Here is a 14,936-nt window from a genome sequence, read left to right as displayed (position 1 = left end):
TTACCCATTTAGTTTTGCCATTATAGGCGCCTCCTGTAACAAAGTGCAGCGTTCTCCCCTCCTTAAGCTGTTCCGGTCTTCCCATATCAGCTCATATCCCCTGCCATGGGAAATCCTCCAATCAAAAAAAGACTTCTCCTGCGGGGCATAGCGAACCAATAAATCACGGATTACCCCTCCATGCGTCAATATGGCAAACCGGCTCTCCTTACAGGCAATCAATTCGTTCCAGCCCTTATTAACACGCTCGGAAAATGCCGGATAACTTTCACCCCCAGGCACCAGTGCCTCCATGGGACGTTCCAGCCAATTAAGATAATCTCCATCTGCCTTCAACTCATGATACGTCCGTCCTTCCCAATAGCCGAAGTTCATCTCACGGAACGAAGGGTTTTTGATCGGAACTGCATCTGGAAACAGAAGTCGTGCAGTTTCCACACAGCGGGGCAAATCGCTGCTGTGAATTTTTTCATACTGTGGGTAAGAACCCCTTAAGTCCAATATTTCCTTTTCTCCTTCGGTACTTAATGGAGAATCCGTCCAGCCTAAATAGGCCCTTCGCTCATTTGCTACTGTCAGCCCATGGCGAAGTAGTGTAATAGCCACAATATCAACCATAACCAAAGCTCAACCCCTTCCACGGACGCCCCCAGCACATCCCCCGTTATCCCACCGAACCAACTGATGACTTTACTTTTTATATAAACCAGGAAAATCATTGCAGCCAGGCACATGATGAAAAATAAGGTGACAAGCTTAAAATCGATTGTCCAGGCAATCGCCAGACTTACAAGGAGATATAGCCAATAAATGGGCAAACTGCTTTTCGTTACTGCACTTTGAAAAAAAGCGCCGAGCCCCTCTTTTTTAGCCAGCGGCATCCGGATGAGTAAATAACCCATCACACATTTACTTAAGAGCGGAAGGGCTATGATCAAGAAGTATGTCCATTCATTTATCCTTTCGACAATTTCATAGATAAATAGAAACCGGGCGGCCAATAGGACTATGACGGAGATGACACCGAAGGCACCTGTCCTGGAATCCTTCATGATTTCCAAACGCCGCTCTTTATCCTGATAGGAAAAAAAAGCATCACTTGCATCGATCCAGCCATCAAGATGCAAACCACCCGTTAATGCCATCGTCAAAAACCAGAGGAAAAAGGCAATCGCAAGCGATGACAATGGGGTCCATTCCACTAGTGCATACAAAACACCGCCCAATATCAAGCCTAGCAAAAGACCTACTAATGGAAAGGTTTGAATGGCACGGTGAATATATTTCTTCTCCATCGGAAGCTGCTTCTTTATTGGAAAGACCGTAAAGAACTGCAGGTTAATTAAAAATCCGACCACTCCGCTCATTCCTGCATGCCCCCTTTCTTCCGCAATGGAATTCCCGCTTCGACAAGATAGGCTTCATCGGCCTGCCCGACGATCGTTTGATGAAGCAGGCCCAGTGTTTTTCCGTATAAATGGAGGAAATCATCCCGGAAAATCGGCTCCTGCACCAATTCATTGCTCACGACTATTAAACAATTGGATTGTTTTCTAATCTCATTGATTCCGGTTATTATTTTTGAAAAAACGCTATTTAAGAATTCTTCTTCAAGCGGAATGCCAGGGCCGAATAGCTCGTTATCAAGCAGGGTTGTCAGACAATCGAGCAGAATTATGGAATCCTGATCAATATCCGCCCCTATTCTTGTAATATCCGTTGCGTATTCGGAGGTCTTCCACGCAATCGGGCTGCTTTCCCTATCTTTCCGGTGCCTAAGGATGCGTTCACCCATCTCAGCGTCACTGACTCGGCCACAGGCGAGGTAATGCAAGTTCCCATCCATCTGGAGTGCATACTCCAAGGCTTTTCTTTCTGCGAAGCTGCTTTTTCCTGAACGGACACCCCCGGTTATAAAACAGAGCCTTGCTTTCTCCACTGTCTTACCCCCTCCATCAGTGCTTCGTTATCATGTTCACTCTTCACTGCAAACCGAAGCCACACTCCGTCCAAACCCGGAAAATTATTGGTATGGCGCGGTACGATTCCTTTTTTCAGCAAAAAGGGGAAAAGGGATAGAGATTCATCCTTCACCAAATAAAAATTGACTGTGCTAGCAGAGACATTCAACCCTTGCTCCTCATAAAACCGGAATAGTTTTTGCTTTTGCCATGCAATATAGTCTCTTGTTTTTCTCATATAGGCTTCTTCCGCAAGACAGATTTTCCCCACTTCAAGCGCCACGTGGTTGACGCTCCAATGCGGCTTATAGTTTCTTACGCGTTTTATGATGTCAGGCGCCGCAAGCAAGTAGCCTAGTCTTAAACCCGGGATTGCAAAGATTTTAGTCATTGATCTTAGAATGAGTAAATGTGGAAATGCATTGATTAAAGAAGCATAACTAAAGGCATCTTCCGTAAAATCATAAAAAGCCTCATCCAATACAACCAGGCAATCCGCTTTTTGGCATTCCATGATCAATTCCCTGACTGCATCCCGATTAAATGAAACACCCGTCGGATTATTAGGCGTACATAAGAAAATTGCATCATATTCGGGTAATCGGGGAATCAATCGCTCCAAGTCCAATTGCCACTCAGGAGCATCAAGCTGGTGAAAATCGACCTTACATCCTGCTGCCAAACAAGCTTCAGCATATTCCGCAAATGCCGGCTGAATGATCAGCACCCTTTGATTGGCTAATCCGTTGGCTACCAGCATGATTATTTCAGCACCACCGTTCCCCACCAAAACGGATTGCTCAGGAAGAGCTTCTTTTTTTGCAATGGATTTTGTCAGTTCAATGGCATGCGGATCTGGGTATTGAAGGATTCCTTCGAAAAATCCAGCCCACTGTTTCTTTATGCGTAAAGGCGGACCCAATGGGTTGATGTTAGCACTGAAGTCGAGAACCCCTTCAGGCATCTCGATTTTCAGCGCTTCATAAAGATAATGAGGATTAGAGCCATGAGAAGGTAATGTCAAGAATAAGCCCCCCTAGCCATAGCATCAGCAGAAATAGAAAAGATGACCGATGCATGATGGTAATCGTTTTTGGTATATGTTTTGCTTCCAATCGAACAAGCGGAACTCCCATCCTCGCACGGTCGGAAACAATTCCTTTGTACATATTACGGCCTCCAAGCTGTATTCCCAAAATCGCAGCAACGCCTGCTTCACACCACCCGCTATTCGGGCTTGGATGTTTTTTTGCGTCATTGAATAATATCTTCCATCTAGCACCAAATCCATGATAGCGGGACTTTGAGCTCAGTAACATCAGGAAACCGGTGAGGCGGCTGGGAATCCAATTCACGATATCATCGAGCTTGGCTGAAGCCCAGCCGAATTGCCCATATTTATCATTTTTGTACCCTACCATGGAATCGCATGTATTAATCGCCCTATACACCATAGCGAGCGGCGCACCGCCAATAGCTGCCCAAAACATGGGGGCTGTAATCCCATCGCTGGTATTTTCCGCTACAGTTTCCACGGTGCCCCTGACGACTTCGGATTCATCAAGATCAGCCGTATCACGGCCCACGATATAGGAAAGCTTTAGTCTCGCTTCAGGAAAATCGCGTTCATTAAGCGGAAGGCAAACATCCATCCCAGCTTGCTTCAAGCCCTTCTGAGCTATCGTAGTAGAAATGACAGCAGCTTCCCAAAGGATACCTGCAAGCGGATGGATTAGATAAGCCAAATAGACGGTAAGACCCGTAATCAATAACACCGCCGATAAGACGATGATCAACATGAAGATTCCATTCCGTTTCTTATATGCCCCTTTATTGAATGCCAGATCCAGCTTGCTTATCATCGTTCCTATCCATTTGACTGGATGCGGCCAATTTGGCGGATCACCGATTAATAGATCAAGGAAAAATGCCAGCGTAACCGCAAAAAGATGATGATAGATCATATATCCTCAATCCGTTTCCGATTATTCTTTAATGCTTCCACTGTACAATCATATACACCGCGACTGATCAGCTTCCCTAACGGAGTAATGGTGCCTGCATATTGAAGCTTTGCCCCTCTTTGCGCAGCCGCAATTAAAATGCTGTCAGTCGACGTTCCTGTTGCACATGTATTTGTCAGCTTATCCAGTACATGCAAATCATGAAGGGCTTTTACTTTTGCCTCGGTAGCAGTAACTATGCTGTGGATGAAAGCCTCTTCTGCCAAATGACCATTTACGAATATCCATGTATTTATCGTTCCCGGAGCGGAACTCCAAGAGTGCCGGTCAGCTAAAGAAGCGTCGATGGCATTTCCTACACCAGCCGTCACGATAATGAAAACAGAGAAATCTTCAGCTCTTAAAAGCTTGAAAGCAACCGTATCGAGAAAGACAGCTGTCATCATCCCTACCGTCTCCTGAGGTTCAAAACCATGAGCCTTTAAATACTCGGCCATTTCAACATGATGATCCTCGCAGTCATAGCCATGATGTACGTGCCTATTCACAAAATATTTATGCCAGCCCGTCCCCGAACCAGTCACTCCGGAAGACATCGTTCTAAGCGGGATCGGCGAATCCAATTGAATCATCTCAGGTCCGACTGTCAGATAGGATTCATCAATTTCCAATGGAATAGTATCATGGCCATGCTTTTCCGGAACGATGAACATCTGCGGTTTCGGAAGGGCGGGATGTGGATGTTTTTCGATCGTCGTATGATATACACCCTGAATCCGTTCCTGTTGAAGCACTTCATTCGGCACATCAACAACCTGAATTTTCCCTTTCTCAAGCAACATCAGCCGATCACAATATAACCCAGCCAAATTCAGGTCATGGAAAATTGAAATAACGGTCAAGTTCTGCTCTTTTGCCATTTTCCTCATTAAATCTAGAAGGTCTTTCTGATAGGAAAGATCCAAGTGATTCGTAGGTTCATCCAAAAAAAGGATTTCAGGCTCTTGGGCAAGTGCCTGTGCCAGCAGGACCCGCTGCCTTTCCCCTCCTGATAATCGTTCAAAATGCAGATCTTGAAAATCGGCTACGCCCGTTTGTTCCATAACCCGTTGGACAATCGCTTCATCATCTGCGGACCAACTATGGAACCAACCTGATTGATGGGCATATCGCCCAAGCGAGACCGTCTCTTTTACTGTATAGGAGAAAGCTAATGAGGAATGTTGAGGGAGCACAGCAATGACCTGTGCAAGTTGTTTTGACGAATAATCCTTCAAATCCCTACCTCTTATCCGTACGCTTCCGCCCTTATAATCGAGCACCCCGCTAAGCATACCTAAGAGCGTCGTTTTTCCGCTGCCATTAGGACCAAGAATCCCGAATAATTCTCCTTTATGTACATCAAAAGAGACAGAGTCCAAAACAGCTTTGTTGTCATATCCACCTGTTAACCCTTTAACTTCAAGCATTCGTTTTTACCCTTCTCTCCGTCTCTTTAATAAAATCAGCGCAAATGCTGGTGCCCCGATAAGTGAGGTGATCACCCCGATCGGCAGTTCCGATGGGGCAATGACCGTCCGTGCTACAAAGTCTGCCAAAATTAAAAATCCGCTTCCTATCAGCAATGACAGCGGAAGCAAATGTTTATGATCAGGTCCCCATATCTTTCGGACAAAATGAGGAATGACCAATCCTACAAAGCCAATCGCCCCTGAAACGGCTACCGCTGCCCCTGTCAATGTCGAACCGGCTATCAAGATCCACATTTTCCGCCGCTTAACATTCACACCTAAGTGTTTTGCCCGGTCTTCCCCGAAAGTCATCGCATTCAATTCGCTTGTATTCATGATCAAGATCAACGAACCAATGATAAAAAACGGCAAAATGATTGCAATATAATTCCATCCGCGCATTGAAACGCTTCCCATCAACCAGCCGATGATTTGTTTTAATTCATCACCCGTCAGCGCAATCATCAATGAAATGAAGGCACTTAAAAACGAGCTGAAAATGATTCCCGTTAAAATGATCGTTTCCACTTTCATCGATCGATCCATTTTTTTTGCAAAAGTCAATACGCAGAGCATCGTGAGCACTGAGCATAAAATGCTCAATGCCGGAAGAGTGTATAAACCGATGAACGGCAGTGATATATTCAAGAATATTGTCAATACGGCGCCGACCGATGCTCCTGATGAAATACCTAATGTGTAAGGATCAGCGAGCGGGTTCCGGAGCAGCCCCTGAAATGCCGCACCCGCAATCGCCAGCGATGCCCCGACCAACCCCGCAAGCAACACACGCGGCAAGCGGATGTTCATCACGATATTCGTCAGCATCACATCCGGATCAGCGGAAATCGGCAAATGAAAGATCTCCTTGCCGATTATTTTTAAAAGTACGGGAATCGGTACTGACACCGAACCAAAGGAAATGCCTACCGTCATTGCGAATAACAAAATTAAAAAAGCAATCAAATAGGCAAACGTCCATTTAGTTGTTAAATTGGTTCGGATAGACTGATTTGGCAAGTTCCTCTACTCCCTCTATCAAGCGTGGACCGGAACGGGTCACCAAGTCAGAATGGACATCAAAGACTTGGCCATTCTTAACAGCATTTACGTCTTGCCATCCTTTTCGGCCCTTTACTTCATTTGCTGAATCTTTCGTATAATAACCATAAGTTGTAATGATGACATCAGGATTTGCAGCAATCATCGACTCTTCATCAATCTTTGCCCAACCGTCCAAGTCAGCAGCAGCATTATCCGCTGAAATAATAGTAAGCATCTCATTCATGAAAGTATTTTTTCCCGGTGTGTATATTTCCGGTGAAGGCGAAACTTCCACTAAAACGGTCTTCCTATCCTCTTCCTTTACGGATTTGGCTTTTTCCTCGATATCCTTGAGCTTCGTTTTCATATCCGCAACGATTTCGTTTGCCTTGTCATGTTCACCCGTTGCCTGTCCAATCATTTCAATAGACTCATAGACTTGGTCAAAGCTTTGTGCATCATTGACTACGAGGACATCTATTCCAGCATCCTTAAGCTGCTGTAAACCCTCATTCGAATTATGGGCACTTGATGCATGGGCAAGAACAAGGTCAGGCTTCATGGAGACAATCAGCTCCGTGTTCATTTCCATTCCGCCAACTTTTTCAATTTCTTTCGTTTCTTCCGGATAATTATCATTATCGGAAACACCAATGACCTTTTTACCCAAACCAAGTGCAAAGACCACTTCCGTATTACTTGGTATTAACGAAACGATTTTCTTCGGTTTTTGTTCTATCGTTACTTTTTCCCCAGTTGCATCTTTAATCGTAATCGGGAAAGCTTCGTGTTGAGCATGTTTCGTTTGCTGCTTTTCTTTTCCTTCATCAGTAGCTCCACCGCAGCCGACCATCATGCCTGCAGTAAGCAACATCAACAATATCAGACCAAAAATTTTCTTCATTTTCATTCCCCACAATCTTTTTATTTAATTTCTTTCACCCAATAATCTCGGAAGATGCCCCCAAAACAAAAAGCACCTCCCGTTAAACGGAAGGTGCTTGTATGGCAACAATATCACTACGGACTTCTTAGGGTCTGCCACACACCTTCCCATCCGCGTAGGTTACAGGTGTACGAGTTTTGGCAGGTCTCCTGGCTCATGGTCATCGTCGACGGCACCTTCCCATATTTCATACAGTGGTACACAGCCGTCAGCTCCCATATACAGTGGCGGGACCGCGCTGGCATTTCACCAGCTTCCCTTTTAAGTCATTACGACACCAAATCGTTCATATGTATATAATTTTCATTGCCTTCATTATACACCATGTAAGAATCGATTATTATATGATTTTTCTGAACAGGTTCGAAATGACCCTTCCACACTCAATGATTTGAAGCATTTTCAATCAATGTCGCAAACCCATCGACTGATAAACCGGGTGAAATCCGAACTCGATGCAGGGCATGCATCCCTTGTTCCCTTGAAGCTCCCCCAGGTTCGGTAGTGACTGCCATCTTGTATCCGGCTTCATCTGACAGCCTGAGAGTCTCTTCGTTATACCGGCCAACCGGATAGGAAAGCACTGTCGTGTCCTGGTCGAGAATACGGTCGAATAGCTTCTTAGACTGGACCATTTCAGCTTCTTGCTGCTCTGCCGTCATGCGGTTCAGCTCCAAATGGTTGATAGTATGGCTTTCGATCGAAATCCCATTCCTGCTCATCTCCATCATTTGATTTTCAGTCAGGTGATGACCTTTATCAATGGACTTCCCGATCATGAAGACAGTTGCTTTCATATCATTTTCTTTTAATATCGGGAAAGCCTCCGTGAAGTTATCTGTATAGCCATCATCAAAAGTAAGCCAGACACACTTCTCACTTGGCATCCGATTCTCGGTTAAAACGAGGAATGCCTCTTCAGGAGATAATGTATAGTAGCCATTCTCCCGAAGCCAAGCCATCTGTGACCGGAATTCCTCACTTGGAACCCGAAGGCGATTACCTTCAGAAATGCTGTGATACATCAAGATTGGAAGCTGGACGGCGGGCTCGGCCGTTATCCAGTCTCCCGTATCGATCTGGTCCTCCAATTCCTGCCCTGCCCCATTATCCGCCGCTTCGACCACTTCGATGTCATCTTCCGCAATCGGTGCAGCTGTCTTTGTGCCTATACCTTCTAAAATCTCTTGTGAGCATGCAGGTAAAATCAAAATCCCCAGCAATGCAACCATCCTTAACACTCTATATTTCCCCACTATCATTCTCCTAATTTTTTATAGTAAAATAGTACCAGAAAACTAGTGATTAATAAAGTATTCCATTAAATGAAAAAAAGGGAAAGACGAGAGCTTAGTGACCTGTTAAGCATTTATGAGGATTTTTTTTAATAAGTATGTGCTATTAGCTTGAAAAGTTTGCCTATAAGAAATATAATAAATAAGTCGTCGACTTTTTATATGTCCCAGTAGCTCAGCAGGATAGAGCGACAGCCTCCTAAGCTGTAGGTCGTAGGTTCGATTCCTATCTGGGACGCTAAAGTTTATAAGCCCTGTTATAATACGGTTTTTCCGTGTTGTATCAGGGTTTTTTTCTGTTGGTATGACCGTAAAAGCCGTAAATTGTATGTAGGATAAAAGCATTTCTGTACGTAGGAAACAGTGATATTCCATTTCACTATTACTTTTCTATGTCTGGAGGTGCTTTTTTTTATGAAAAAACACGTTATTAAACAGCGTGGAACAGCGTTAAAGGAACGGAAATTGACCAGTAAGACTACGGAAAGTTTCACGATTGAATACACACTGCAAGAAGCCTTAGATATTTTTCTAAGTGCAAAAGTTGCTGAAGGTGTCCGACAGCGAACATTAGGCGAATATGTACGACACATTAGGTATTTAACGGAATACTTATCTGCTTATCATCCGTCTTTTAATTACGTTAGCGATCTATCACCTTCTTTAATAAGAGAATATATCACTTTTTCTAAAAATAAGAAGGCTTATGCAGGCGATGAACAGCGTGAGAAAACCACTACTTTATCAGTAAACACAATAAATATAAGGTTACGTACGTTACGAACAATGTGTAAATTCTGGTTTGAAGAAGGAATAACGCCTGATAACCCAATGAAGAATATCAAGAATCTTAAACTGGATGCTGAAGAAGAAGTAAAGGGTTTTTCAGACGATGAGGTTACATTGATTTTAAATTATTTCAATGAACGCAATTTTGGGGAATGGCGAGATAAGCTTTTAGTTTTGCTTTTGCTTGATACTGGGATGCGAATTAACGAAGCAATTTCAACCAAGATTTCTAATATGGATTTTAAAGAATCATCAATCTTTATACCACCAGAAATAAATAAAAACAGAAAAGGTCGTCACATCCCTGTAAGCCGTGAAGTAATGCGAGAACTTAGAAAGCTACACGATGAATGTATCGGGTATTTTGGAGACCATGAAGCACTATTTATGAACGCTTACGGTGAACCATTGACTGGTGACACAATCAGAAGAAGGTTATACAAAGTTGGGACTGCATTAGGAATACCTAAAGTACATCCACACAGATTTCGACATACTTTTATCCGTAATTACATTTTGAATGGCGGTGACTTATTCACCTTACAGAAGATTGTTGACCACTCTAATATCACAACCACAAGAAAATATGTGCAATTGGATGACGTACACATCAAAAATCAGCACAATAAGTTTTCACCAGTGAGAAAGTATATGAAGCGTAGCAATCGTTAAAAACGGAAAAAGACACAGTGTCATCAGCACTGTGCCAAGAAAACTCAACTTATAAAACTGAATAACTGAACAGCTATCAGTCTGTTAATTACCTTCATTTTATCGAAAAAATTTCGTTAATGCAAGGCGTATTAAGTATTGTCTTTTTAAGGCATTCTGTTAGTTGTCCTCTTGCTGGAATGCCTACTAATAGCAAGTAAATAAAACCTTGAAAGGTACTGGTTGTAGCCAATGCAGAAAATACAGCCGTAATCACATTAACAGTTTTCCTTGTTTGCTGGTGGTTACTAGGTGAGAACGACCATTAAACGGTTCGGTTGGTTGCTTGGTGTGTTAAGGCACAGGTAGCATCAGACAAACGATAACATTCGGCACGTTGGACAAGCATAACGTGTAAAAAGTCTGTTGAGTATGAAAGTACAACGTTCAAACAAGGTGATACGGTGGAACCCTCAACAACTCGGTTCAATTCAGTGTTAATGGATGGCTGCTTTTATAGTACTTAATTTTTTTAGTGCTATAAAGGTAATCATTCTTTTGTCCAATGTTTCCTAGACAATCTGGTTAATTCAGCAGTAAGTCAAAACCAAAAGTCAAGAAAATCAAGAAAATATAGAACATACCCTATGTTGGATTTATGATTACTACTTAAAGATATGTCCTAATTCATGTGTAAAGTGCCAGTTAATAAGTAGGTAAGTTAACTCTTACAAAACACACATGAAGAGGAAGATTATATATGCTATTGAAAATACCAACGCAAAAAAACATTAACATTGTTGATTCAATTATGGGCAGTGGAAAAACTAGCTGGGCAATTCAGTATATGAATGAAGCACCAACTTACCAAAAGTTTATTTACATTACACCTTTTAAAACTGAAGTGGAACGGGTCTTATCTTCTGTTAACCGTGATTTTAAGCAGCCGGATGGTGATAATGCTGGTGAAACAAAGCTAGAGGATATTAAACGCCTTATCGCTGACGGGGAAAACATTGTATCCACTCACTCATTATTTAAACGTGTAGATAGTGAAGTTATTGACCTTTTAGAGATGGAAAATTACATTTTGATTTTGGATGAAGTTATGGATGTTATTGAACAAGTTAAGATTTCCAAGGATGATTTAAAAATGCTTATACAGAATAAGGTTATTGAAGTGGACAAAAAAGGGATCGTGTCATGGGCACAAGTTGACTATCGTCAGGGTTATTTCGAAAAGATTCGTAATCTAGCTAATTCGGGCAACCTCATGATGTATGAGGATGATGCTAGTGAACCTATAGCGATTTATTGGACGTTTCCAGTTGAAACCTTTAAATCATTTGAGGAAATTTTTATCTTAACTTACATGTTTAATGGACAAATTCAACGTGCATATTTTGATTTATTTGGTCTCAATTACAACTATAAATCTGTTATAAGCACAAATGAGGAATATAAACTTTCTTCGTACATCCCTTATCAGGAAGAGAATCGTTTACATTTAAAGAACCGTATCAATATTTATTACTCATCACCTAGAGATAAGAAGGACATGAACAAAATTGGAAGTAAACATTCTTCATTTAGTGTTTCTGATTTAAAGAAAAAGACGATGAACACTGAAACAAAACGGGTTATCCGAAACTGTGCCTACAATTATTACCGCCATAAATGCACTGTCCCTACAGAAGAAGTCATGTGGACTACTTTCCAAGAGTTTAGAGATAAGGTTACTCCATCCGGATTAAAGGATCACTTTGTCAGTGTAAATGCACGTGCTACAAATGATTATCAACATAAAAGCACCTGTATATATTTAGCTAACAGGTATACCAATCCTGTGATAAAAAACTTCTTTAGCAAACATGAGGTAGAAATAAATGTGGAATTATTCGCATTATCAGAACTGCTTCAATGGTTGTTTCGCAGCCGTATTCGTACTGAAAAAACTATAAATGTTTATATTCCTTCTATACGAATGAGAACACTGTTGGAACAATATCTAAACAATGAAATTTAGTTAATACTTCATTAAAACCTTGCTAGACACTACCTAGCAAACAAACGCTGAAAACGTTGGTATCAATGGGTTTTTCGAGTATTTCCTTATAAGAAAGATACTAAAATAATAAAAACTTTCCAATTAACATTCCAAGGGATAGCCAAAGAACGGCTACCCCCTTTCCATGATAATTTGGCTGTAATAGAGTGATTATAATAATATTACTAGTATTTGAATCTATAGCTGTGAGGGATGGTTTATGCCCTCACACGAGGCTTTAGCCGAGTTTATTAACAAAGTAACTTAAGGCGGTTAACGAATTGCATAGAATAAATTTATAGACTGGATTCCAAGATTTCTTGACTACTTAACGTAGCGATAAAATGAATACTTAAAGTACGGTTAAATTTTATATTGCAGGATGTTATTTCCTTTTTGTTGAATTAAGGATGTAAAGGGGATGATTTTAATTGATGCCAGATAAGCTTGAATCAATATTGGATGGGGATCTTGATGGATATTTAAAGAAGTTGCTATGTATTGAAGAAAATACATCAGTAAGTGCCATTTTTAATCTTGGATATGATTTTTTAGAAAGTGCTGCCCCCATTATAGGCAATGGAATACAGAATATGAAGATAAGAAATTTAAAAAAAGGTCTTAAGGAACTGAATTTTGTTGTTGCAAATATCGGTGTTACTTTAAATGAACTTCAAGAAAAATTCATTCAAGAAAAAGCATTACCCCTAATACTTAAAAACATGATGCAAGAAGAACAAGAAGAAAAAATCAAAATATTAGTTAATGGATTGGAATCTATCATAAATGATTCAATGTATGAAGAAGATTCTCTATTTGAATTTTATGATGTTTTAAATAGTCTTAGAAAGAAAGAAATAGCCCGATTGTTAGAAATGTATAATAAAGAAATTCAGAATCAAGACACTTACAATATCGGAAATTTTGAATTTGATGGAACTAGCTTAGAGTATATAGATAATAAATTAGTGCAACTTGGTTTAAGGAAAGTTTATGTTATCAATGCGGGAACATGGGGGGCATTAGAATCACCAGAAGAAGATACGGCCTTTACAGACTTTGGTAAGGATTTTATAAAGTTCTTTAGAAATAGAAAAATTAACGATTAACTTCGCACCCCTTAGGGTGTTTTTTCATGAGACTCATGTCCTAACAAAGAAACTGTGGTAAAAGTAAAAAAGCCTAACCCCTAAAGGTTAAGCAGATTTACCGCAAGATCTATTATTGCTATCACTAGCCTAAAGCATTCTTACTTAAAATTTAATACGTAACTTGATTTTCATTAAGTCCATGGCAACGCTTGTATTTTATCCCACTATCACAGGGACAAAGTTCGTTTCTTCCGACCTTTTCTACTACAATTGGTTGATTTTGATTAGGAACATATGTGTTTGTTGAAATGTTATTGATTACAGTGTTAATTTCAATTACAGTAGGTTGAACAGGTTCAGGCTTTTCATCAATGGCATTTTGAATAAACAATAAAAGTAATGATAAAAAGAATTGTAACCAAACATTAGTGGTTTCATTATTTGCTGGTAGTGAATTAACGAAAGAAGCTAATTGTGGACTTTTTTCTTCTAATTTTTCTTCTAATTCTTCTTCTGCTTTTTCTTCAAATTTCTCTCTTACTAATCCTTCTGTTTGTTCAAGTTTTTGGTAGTTTTTTTGTGCTATACGAATAGTCTCTTCGAATGCTTTTAGTTCTTGAATGGTTTTTTCTGGAGTTATAACTTTTAAGGCATTCTCTACAAAATTATAGATTCCATCAGGGATATGTCCCATATTATTGCAGGATGGACAAGGGCCTGCTGTGTTTCCTGAAAGTGTTACTCCTTTAGCGTTTTCAATATACAAACCTGAATTGAAAATAGTACCACAAGTGTCACAAATGGCTGGCATATGGGGCATTTTAATTCCTCTTTTCTTATAGGGGATAATTCCATAATAATACATTATAGGAATAGCTGCCTGGTTTTTTTGTTAGCACACGACCACTGTAAAGTTTTAGGGCTAATATAACTGTCTGAAATAGTACAATGTTGGGCAAATTTAGTAGGTTTAAGTATAAATTTATGAACGCAAGAGAAATTTATAGCATCCATTACGGGTGCTTTTTACTATACGGGTAGCAGGTAAATAATCCCTTTCTGTCGAATTAAGTAGGGGAAAAGGGAGTGTTGAAAATGGAAGATTGGAAAGAAACATTAAGAAATAAAATTGAAGGTATGTTAACGAGTAAAAAACTGATTGATTATGATAGTGTAGTAGCAAAATTTGAAGAAACCTACAATGAACTTACTCAAGATTTAGCCCGAAGAGACAAATCACTATTTTTGACACGCAAACTCGAAGGGACAGCTACAACTTATTTTTATATTCACTACTATGCTTTAGGTCTGGTAAATAATGGTGAAAGCATTGAGGTTATAGTAAGGAATGAAGAACCTCATCCAGAAACAAAAGAAAAAATTGCTGAAATTAGGTTCGAAAATGACTTTGCATATATAGCTTTTACGGGGAAAGAAAATGTTTCGCATTACTTGAATAATCATTATATAGACCAACTATTTAAAAACGCTTATCGCCATTTATTATAATTTTTACAGCACCCAATTTCAGGGTGTTTTTATTTTAGCTTGCACAAATGGACAATAGGGGTTGAACCCTTTATAAATTAGGATTATTATGATTTAAACCTTGTGTAAATGTGTGCAAATATCGCTTC

14 protein-coding genes, 1 tRNA gene and 1 riboswitch are annotated in these 14,936 nt (G+C 40.4%); of the genes, 5 read left to right on the top strand and 10 right to left on the bottom strand.

The window, feature by feature from the left end; translation table 11 throughout:
- From LQ188_RS03650 to LQ188_RS03610, 9 genes are all read right to left on the bottom strand, one after another.
- Entirely contained in the window at positions 1–618 is a 618-nt protein-coding gene (locus LQ188_RS03650; protein WP_101223891.1) for a histidine phosphatase family protein, read from the bottom strand.
- The gene (gene cobS, locus LQ188_RS03645) at positions 576–1,367 is read right to left on the bottom strand and encodes an adenosylcobinamide-GDP ribazoletransferase (protein WP_230176085.1); all 792 of its coding nucleotides are present in this window, start codon (positions 1,365–1,367) and stop codon (positions 576–578) included. The genes LQ188_RS03650 and cobS overlap by 43 nt, the downstream gene beginning before the upstream one ends.
- Complete coding sequence (locus LQ188_RS03640; protein WP_101223893.1) at positions 1,364–1,939, bottom strand: bifunctional adenosylcobinamide kinase/adenosylcobinamide-phosphate guanylyltransferase; 576 nt, start codon at positions 1,937–1,939, stop codon at positions 1,364–1,366. Before LQ188_RS03640 ends, cobS begins: the two co-directional genes overlap by 4 nt.
- Positions 1,912–2,985: a threonine-phosphate decarboxylase CobD gene (gene cobD, locus LQ188_RS03635; RefSeq protein ID WP_230176084.1), complete on the bottom strand. Its 1,074-nt coding sequence runs from the start codon at positions 2,983–2,985 to the stop codon at positions 1,912–1,914. The genes LQ188_RS03640 and cobD overlap by 28 nt, the downstream gene beginning before the upstream one ends.
- The gene (gene cbiB, locus LQ188_RS03630) at positions 2,960–3,925 is read right to left on the bottom strand and encodes an adenosylcobinamide-phosphate synthase CbiB (RefSeq protein ID WP_230176083.1); all 966 of its coding nucleotides are present in this window, start codon (positions 3,923–3,925) and stop codon (positions 2,960–2,962) included. The genes cobD and cbiB overlap by 26 nt, the downstream gene beginning before the upstream one ends.
- Entirely contained in the window at positions 3,922–5,394 is a 1,473-nt protein-coding gene (locus LQ188_RS03625; RefSeq protein ID WP_230176082.1) for a heme ABC transporter ATP-binding protein, read from the bottom strand. Before LQ188_RS03625 ends, cbiB begins: the two co-directional genes overlap by 4 nt.
- 6 nt (positions 5,395–5,400) lie before the next feature.
- Complete coding sequence (locus tag LQ188_RS03620) at positions 5,401–6,456, bottom strand: iron ABC transporter permease (protein WP_230176081.1); 1,056 nt, start codon at positions 6,454–6,456, stop codon at positions 5,401–5,403.
- Entirely contained in the window at positions 6,419–7,384 is a 966-nt protein-coding gene (locus LQ188_RS03615) for an ABC transporter substrate-binding protein (protein ID WP_230176080.1), read from the bottom strand. The genes LQ188_RS03620 and LQ188_RS03615 overlap by 38 nt, the downstream gene beginning before the upstream one ends.
- Before the next feature lie 163 nt (positions 7,385–7,547).
- A riboswitch (cobalamin riboswitch) is annotated at positions 7,548–7,723 on the bottom strand.
- Positions 7,724–7,809: 86 nt separating this feature from the next.
- On the bottom strand, positions 7,810–8,682 hold the full coding sequence (locus LQ188_RS03610; RefSeq protein WP_230176079.1) for a polysaccharide deacetylase family protein: 873 nt from the start codon (positions 8,680–8,682) through the stop codon (positions 7,810–7,812).
- A 203-nt stretch (positions 8,683–8,885) separates the two neighbouring features.
- Here LQ188_RS03610 and LQ188_RS03605 point away from each other — a divergent pair.
- The 4 genes from LQ188_RS03605 (at position 8,886) to LQ188_RS03590 (ending at position 13,317) form a co-directional block, all read left to right on the top strand.
- A tRNA-Arg gene (locus tag LQ188_RS03605) sits at positions 8,886–8,959 on the top strand.
- Between the two features lie 176 nt (positions 8,960–9,135).
- Positions 9,136–10,182: a tyrosine-type recombinase/integrase gene (locus LQ188_RS03600; RefSeq protein WP_230176078.1), complete on the top strand. Its 1,047-nt coding sequence runs from the start codon at positions 9,136–9,138 to the stop codon at positions 10,180–10,182.
- A 739-nt stretch (positions 10,183–10,921) separates the two neighbouring features.
- Positions 10,922–12,187 carry a hypothetical protein gene (locus tag LQ188_RS03595; protein WP_230176077.1) on the top strand — a complete coding sequence of 422 codons (1,266 nt, stop codon included), beginning with the start codon at positions 10,922–10,924 and terminating at the stop codon, positions 12,185–12,187.
- A gap of 452 nt (positions 12,188–12,639) precedes the next feature.
- Complete coding sequence (locus LQ188_RS03590) at positions 12,640–13,317, top strand: hypothetical protein (protein WP_230176076.1); 678 nt, start codon at positions 12,640–12,642, stop codon at positions 13,315–13,317.
- 151 nt (positions 13,318–13,468) lie between these two features.
- Here the strand turns inward: LQ188_RS03590 and LQ188_RS03585 are convergent, their stop codons facing one another.
- On the bottom strand, positions 13,469–14,119 hold the full coding sequence (locus tag LQ188_RS03585) for an SEC-C metal-binding domain-containing protein (protein WP_230176075.1): 651 nt from the start codon (positions 14,117–14,119) through the stop codon (positions 13,469–13,471).
- 275 nt (positions 14,120–14,394) lie between these two features.
- Between LQ188_RS03585 and LQ188_RS03580 the strand changes: the two genes are divergently transcribed.
- A complete protein-coding gene (locus LQ188_RS03580) occupies positions 14,395–14,808 on the top strand; it encodes a hypothetical protein (RefSeq protein WP_230176074.1) in 414 nt (137 codons plus the stop codon).
- Positions 14,809–14,936: the final 128 nt, after the last annotated feature.

It is taken from the genome of Peribacillus sp. Bi134 (assembly GCF_918698065.1).
Taxonomy (GTDB): Bacteria; Bacillota; Bacilli; order Bacillales; family DSM-1321; genus Peribacillus.
This window is presented reverse-complemented; position numbering and strand designations above follow the sequence as displayed.

What these genes read in the sequence shown, in the direction of transcription:
- LQ188_RS03650 (WP_101223891.1), bottom strand. Translation starts at nt 618, where the DNA reads ATGGTTGATATTGTGGCTATTACACTACTTCGCCATGGGCTGACAGTA.
- cobS (WP_230176085.1), bottom strand. Translation starts at nt 1,367, where the DNA reads ATGAGCGGAGTGGTCGGATTTTTAATTAACCTGCAGTTCTTTACGGTC.
- cbiB (WP_230176083.1), bottom strand. Translation starts at nt 3,925, where the DNA reads ATGATCTATCATCATCTTTTTGCGGTTACGCTGGCATTTTTCCTTGAT.
- LQ188_RS03625 (WP_230176082.1), bottom strand. Translation starts at nt 5,394, where the DNA reads ATGCTTGAAGTTAAAGGGTTAACAGGTGGATATGACAACAAAGCTGTT.
- LQ188_RS03615 (WP_230176080.1), bottom strand. Translation starts at nt 7,384, where the DNA reads ATGAAGAAAATTTTTGGTCTGATATTGTTGATGTTGCTTACTGCAGGC.
- LQ188_RS03600 (WP_230176078.1), top strand. Translation starts at nt 9,136, where the DNA reads ATGAAAAAACACGTTATTAAACAGCGTGGAACAGCGTTAAAGGAACGG.
- LQ188_RS03595 (WP_230176077.1), top strand. Translation starts at nt 10,922, where the DNA reads ATGCTATTGAAAATACCAACGCAAAAAAACATTAACATTGTTGATTCA.
- LQ188_RS03585 (WP_230176075.1), bottom strand. Translation starts at nt 14,119, where the DNA reads ATGCCCCATATGCCAGCCATTTGTGACACTTGTGGTACTATTTTCAAT.
- LQ188_RS03580 (WP_230176074.1), top strand. Translation starts at nt 14,395, where the DNA reads ATGGAAGATTGGAAAGAAACATTAAGAAATAAAATTGAAGGTATGTTA.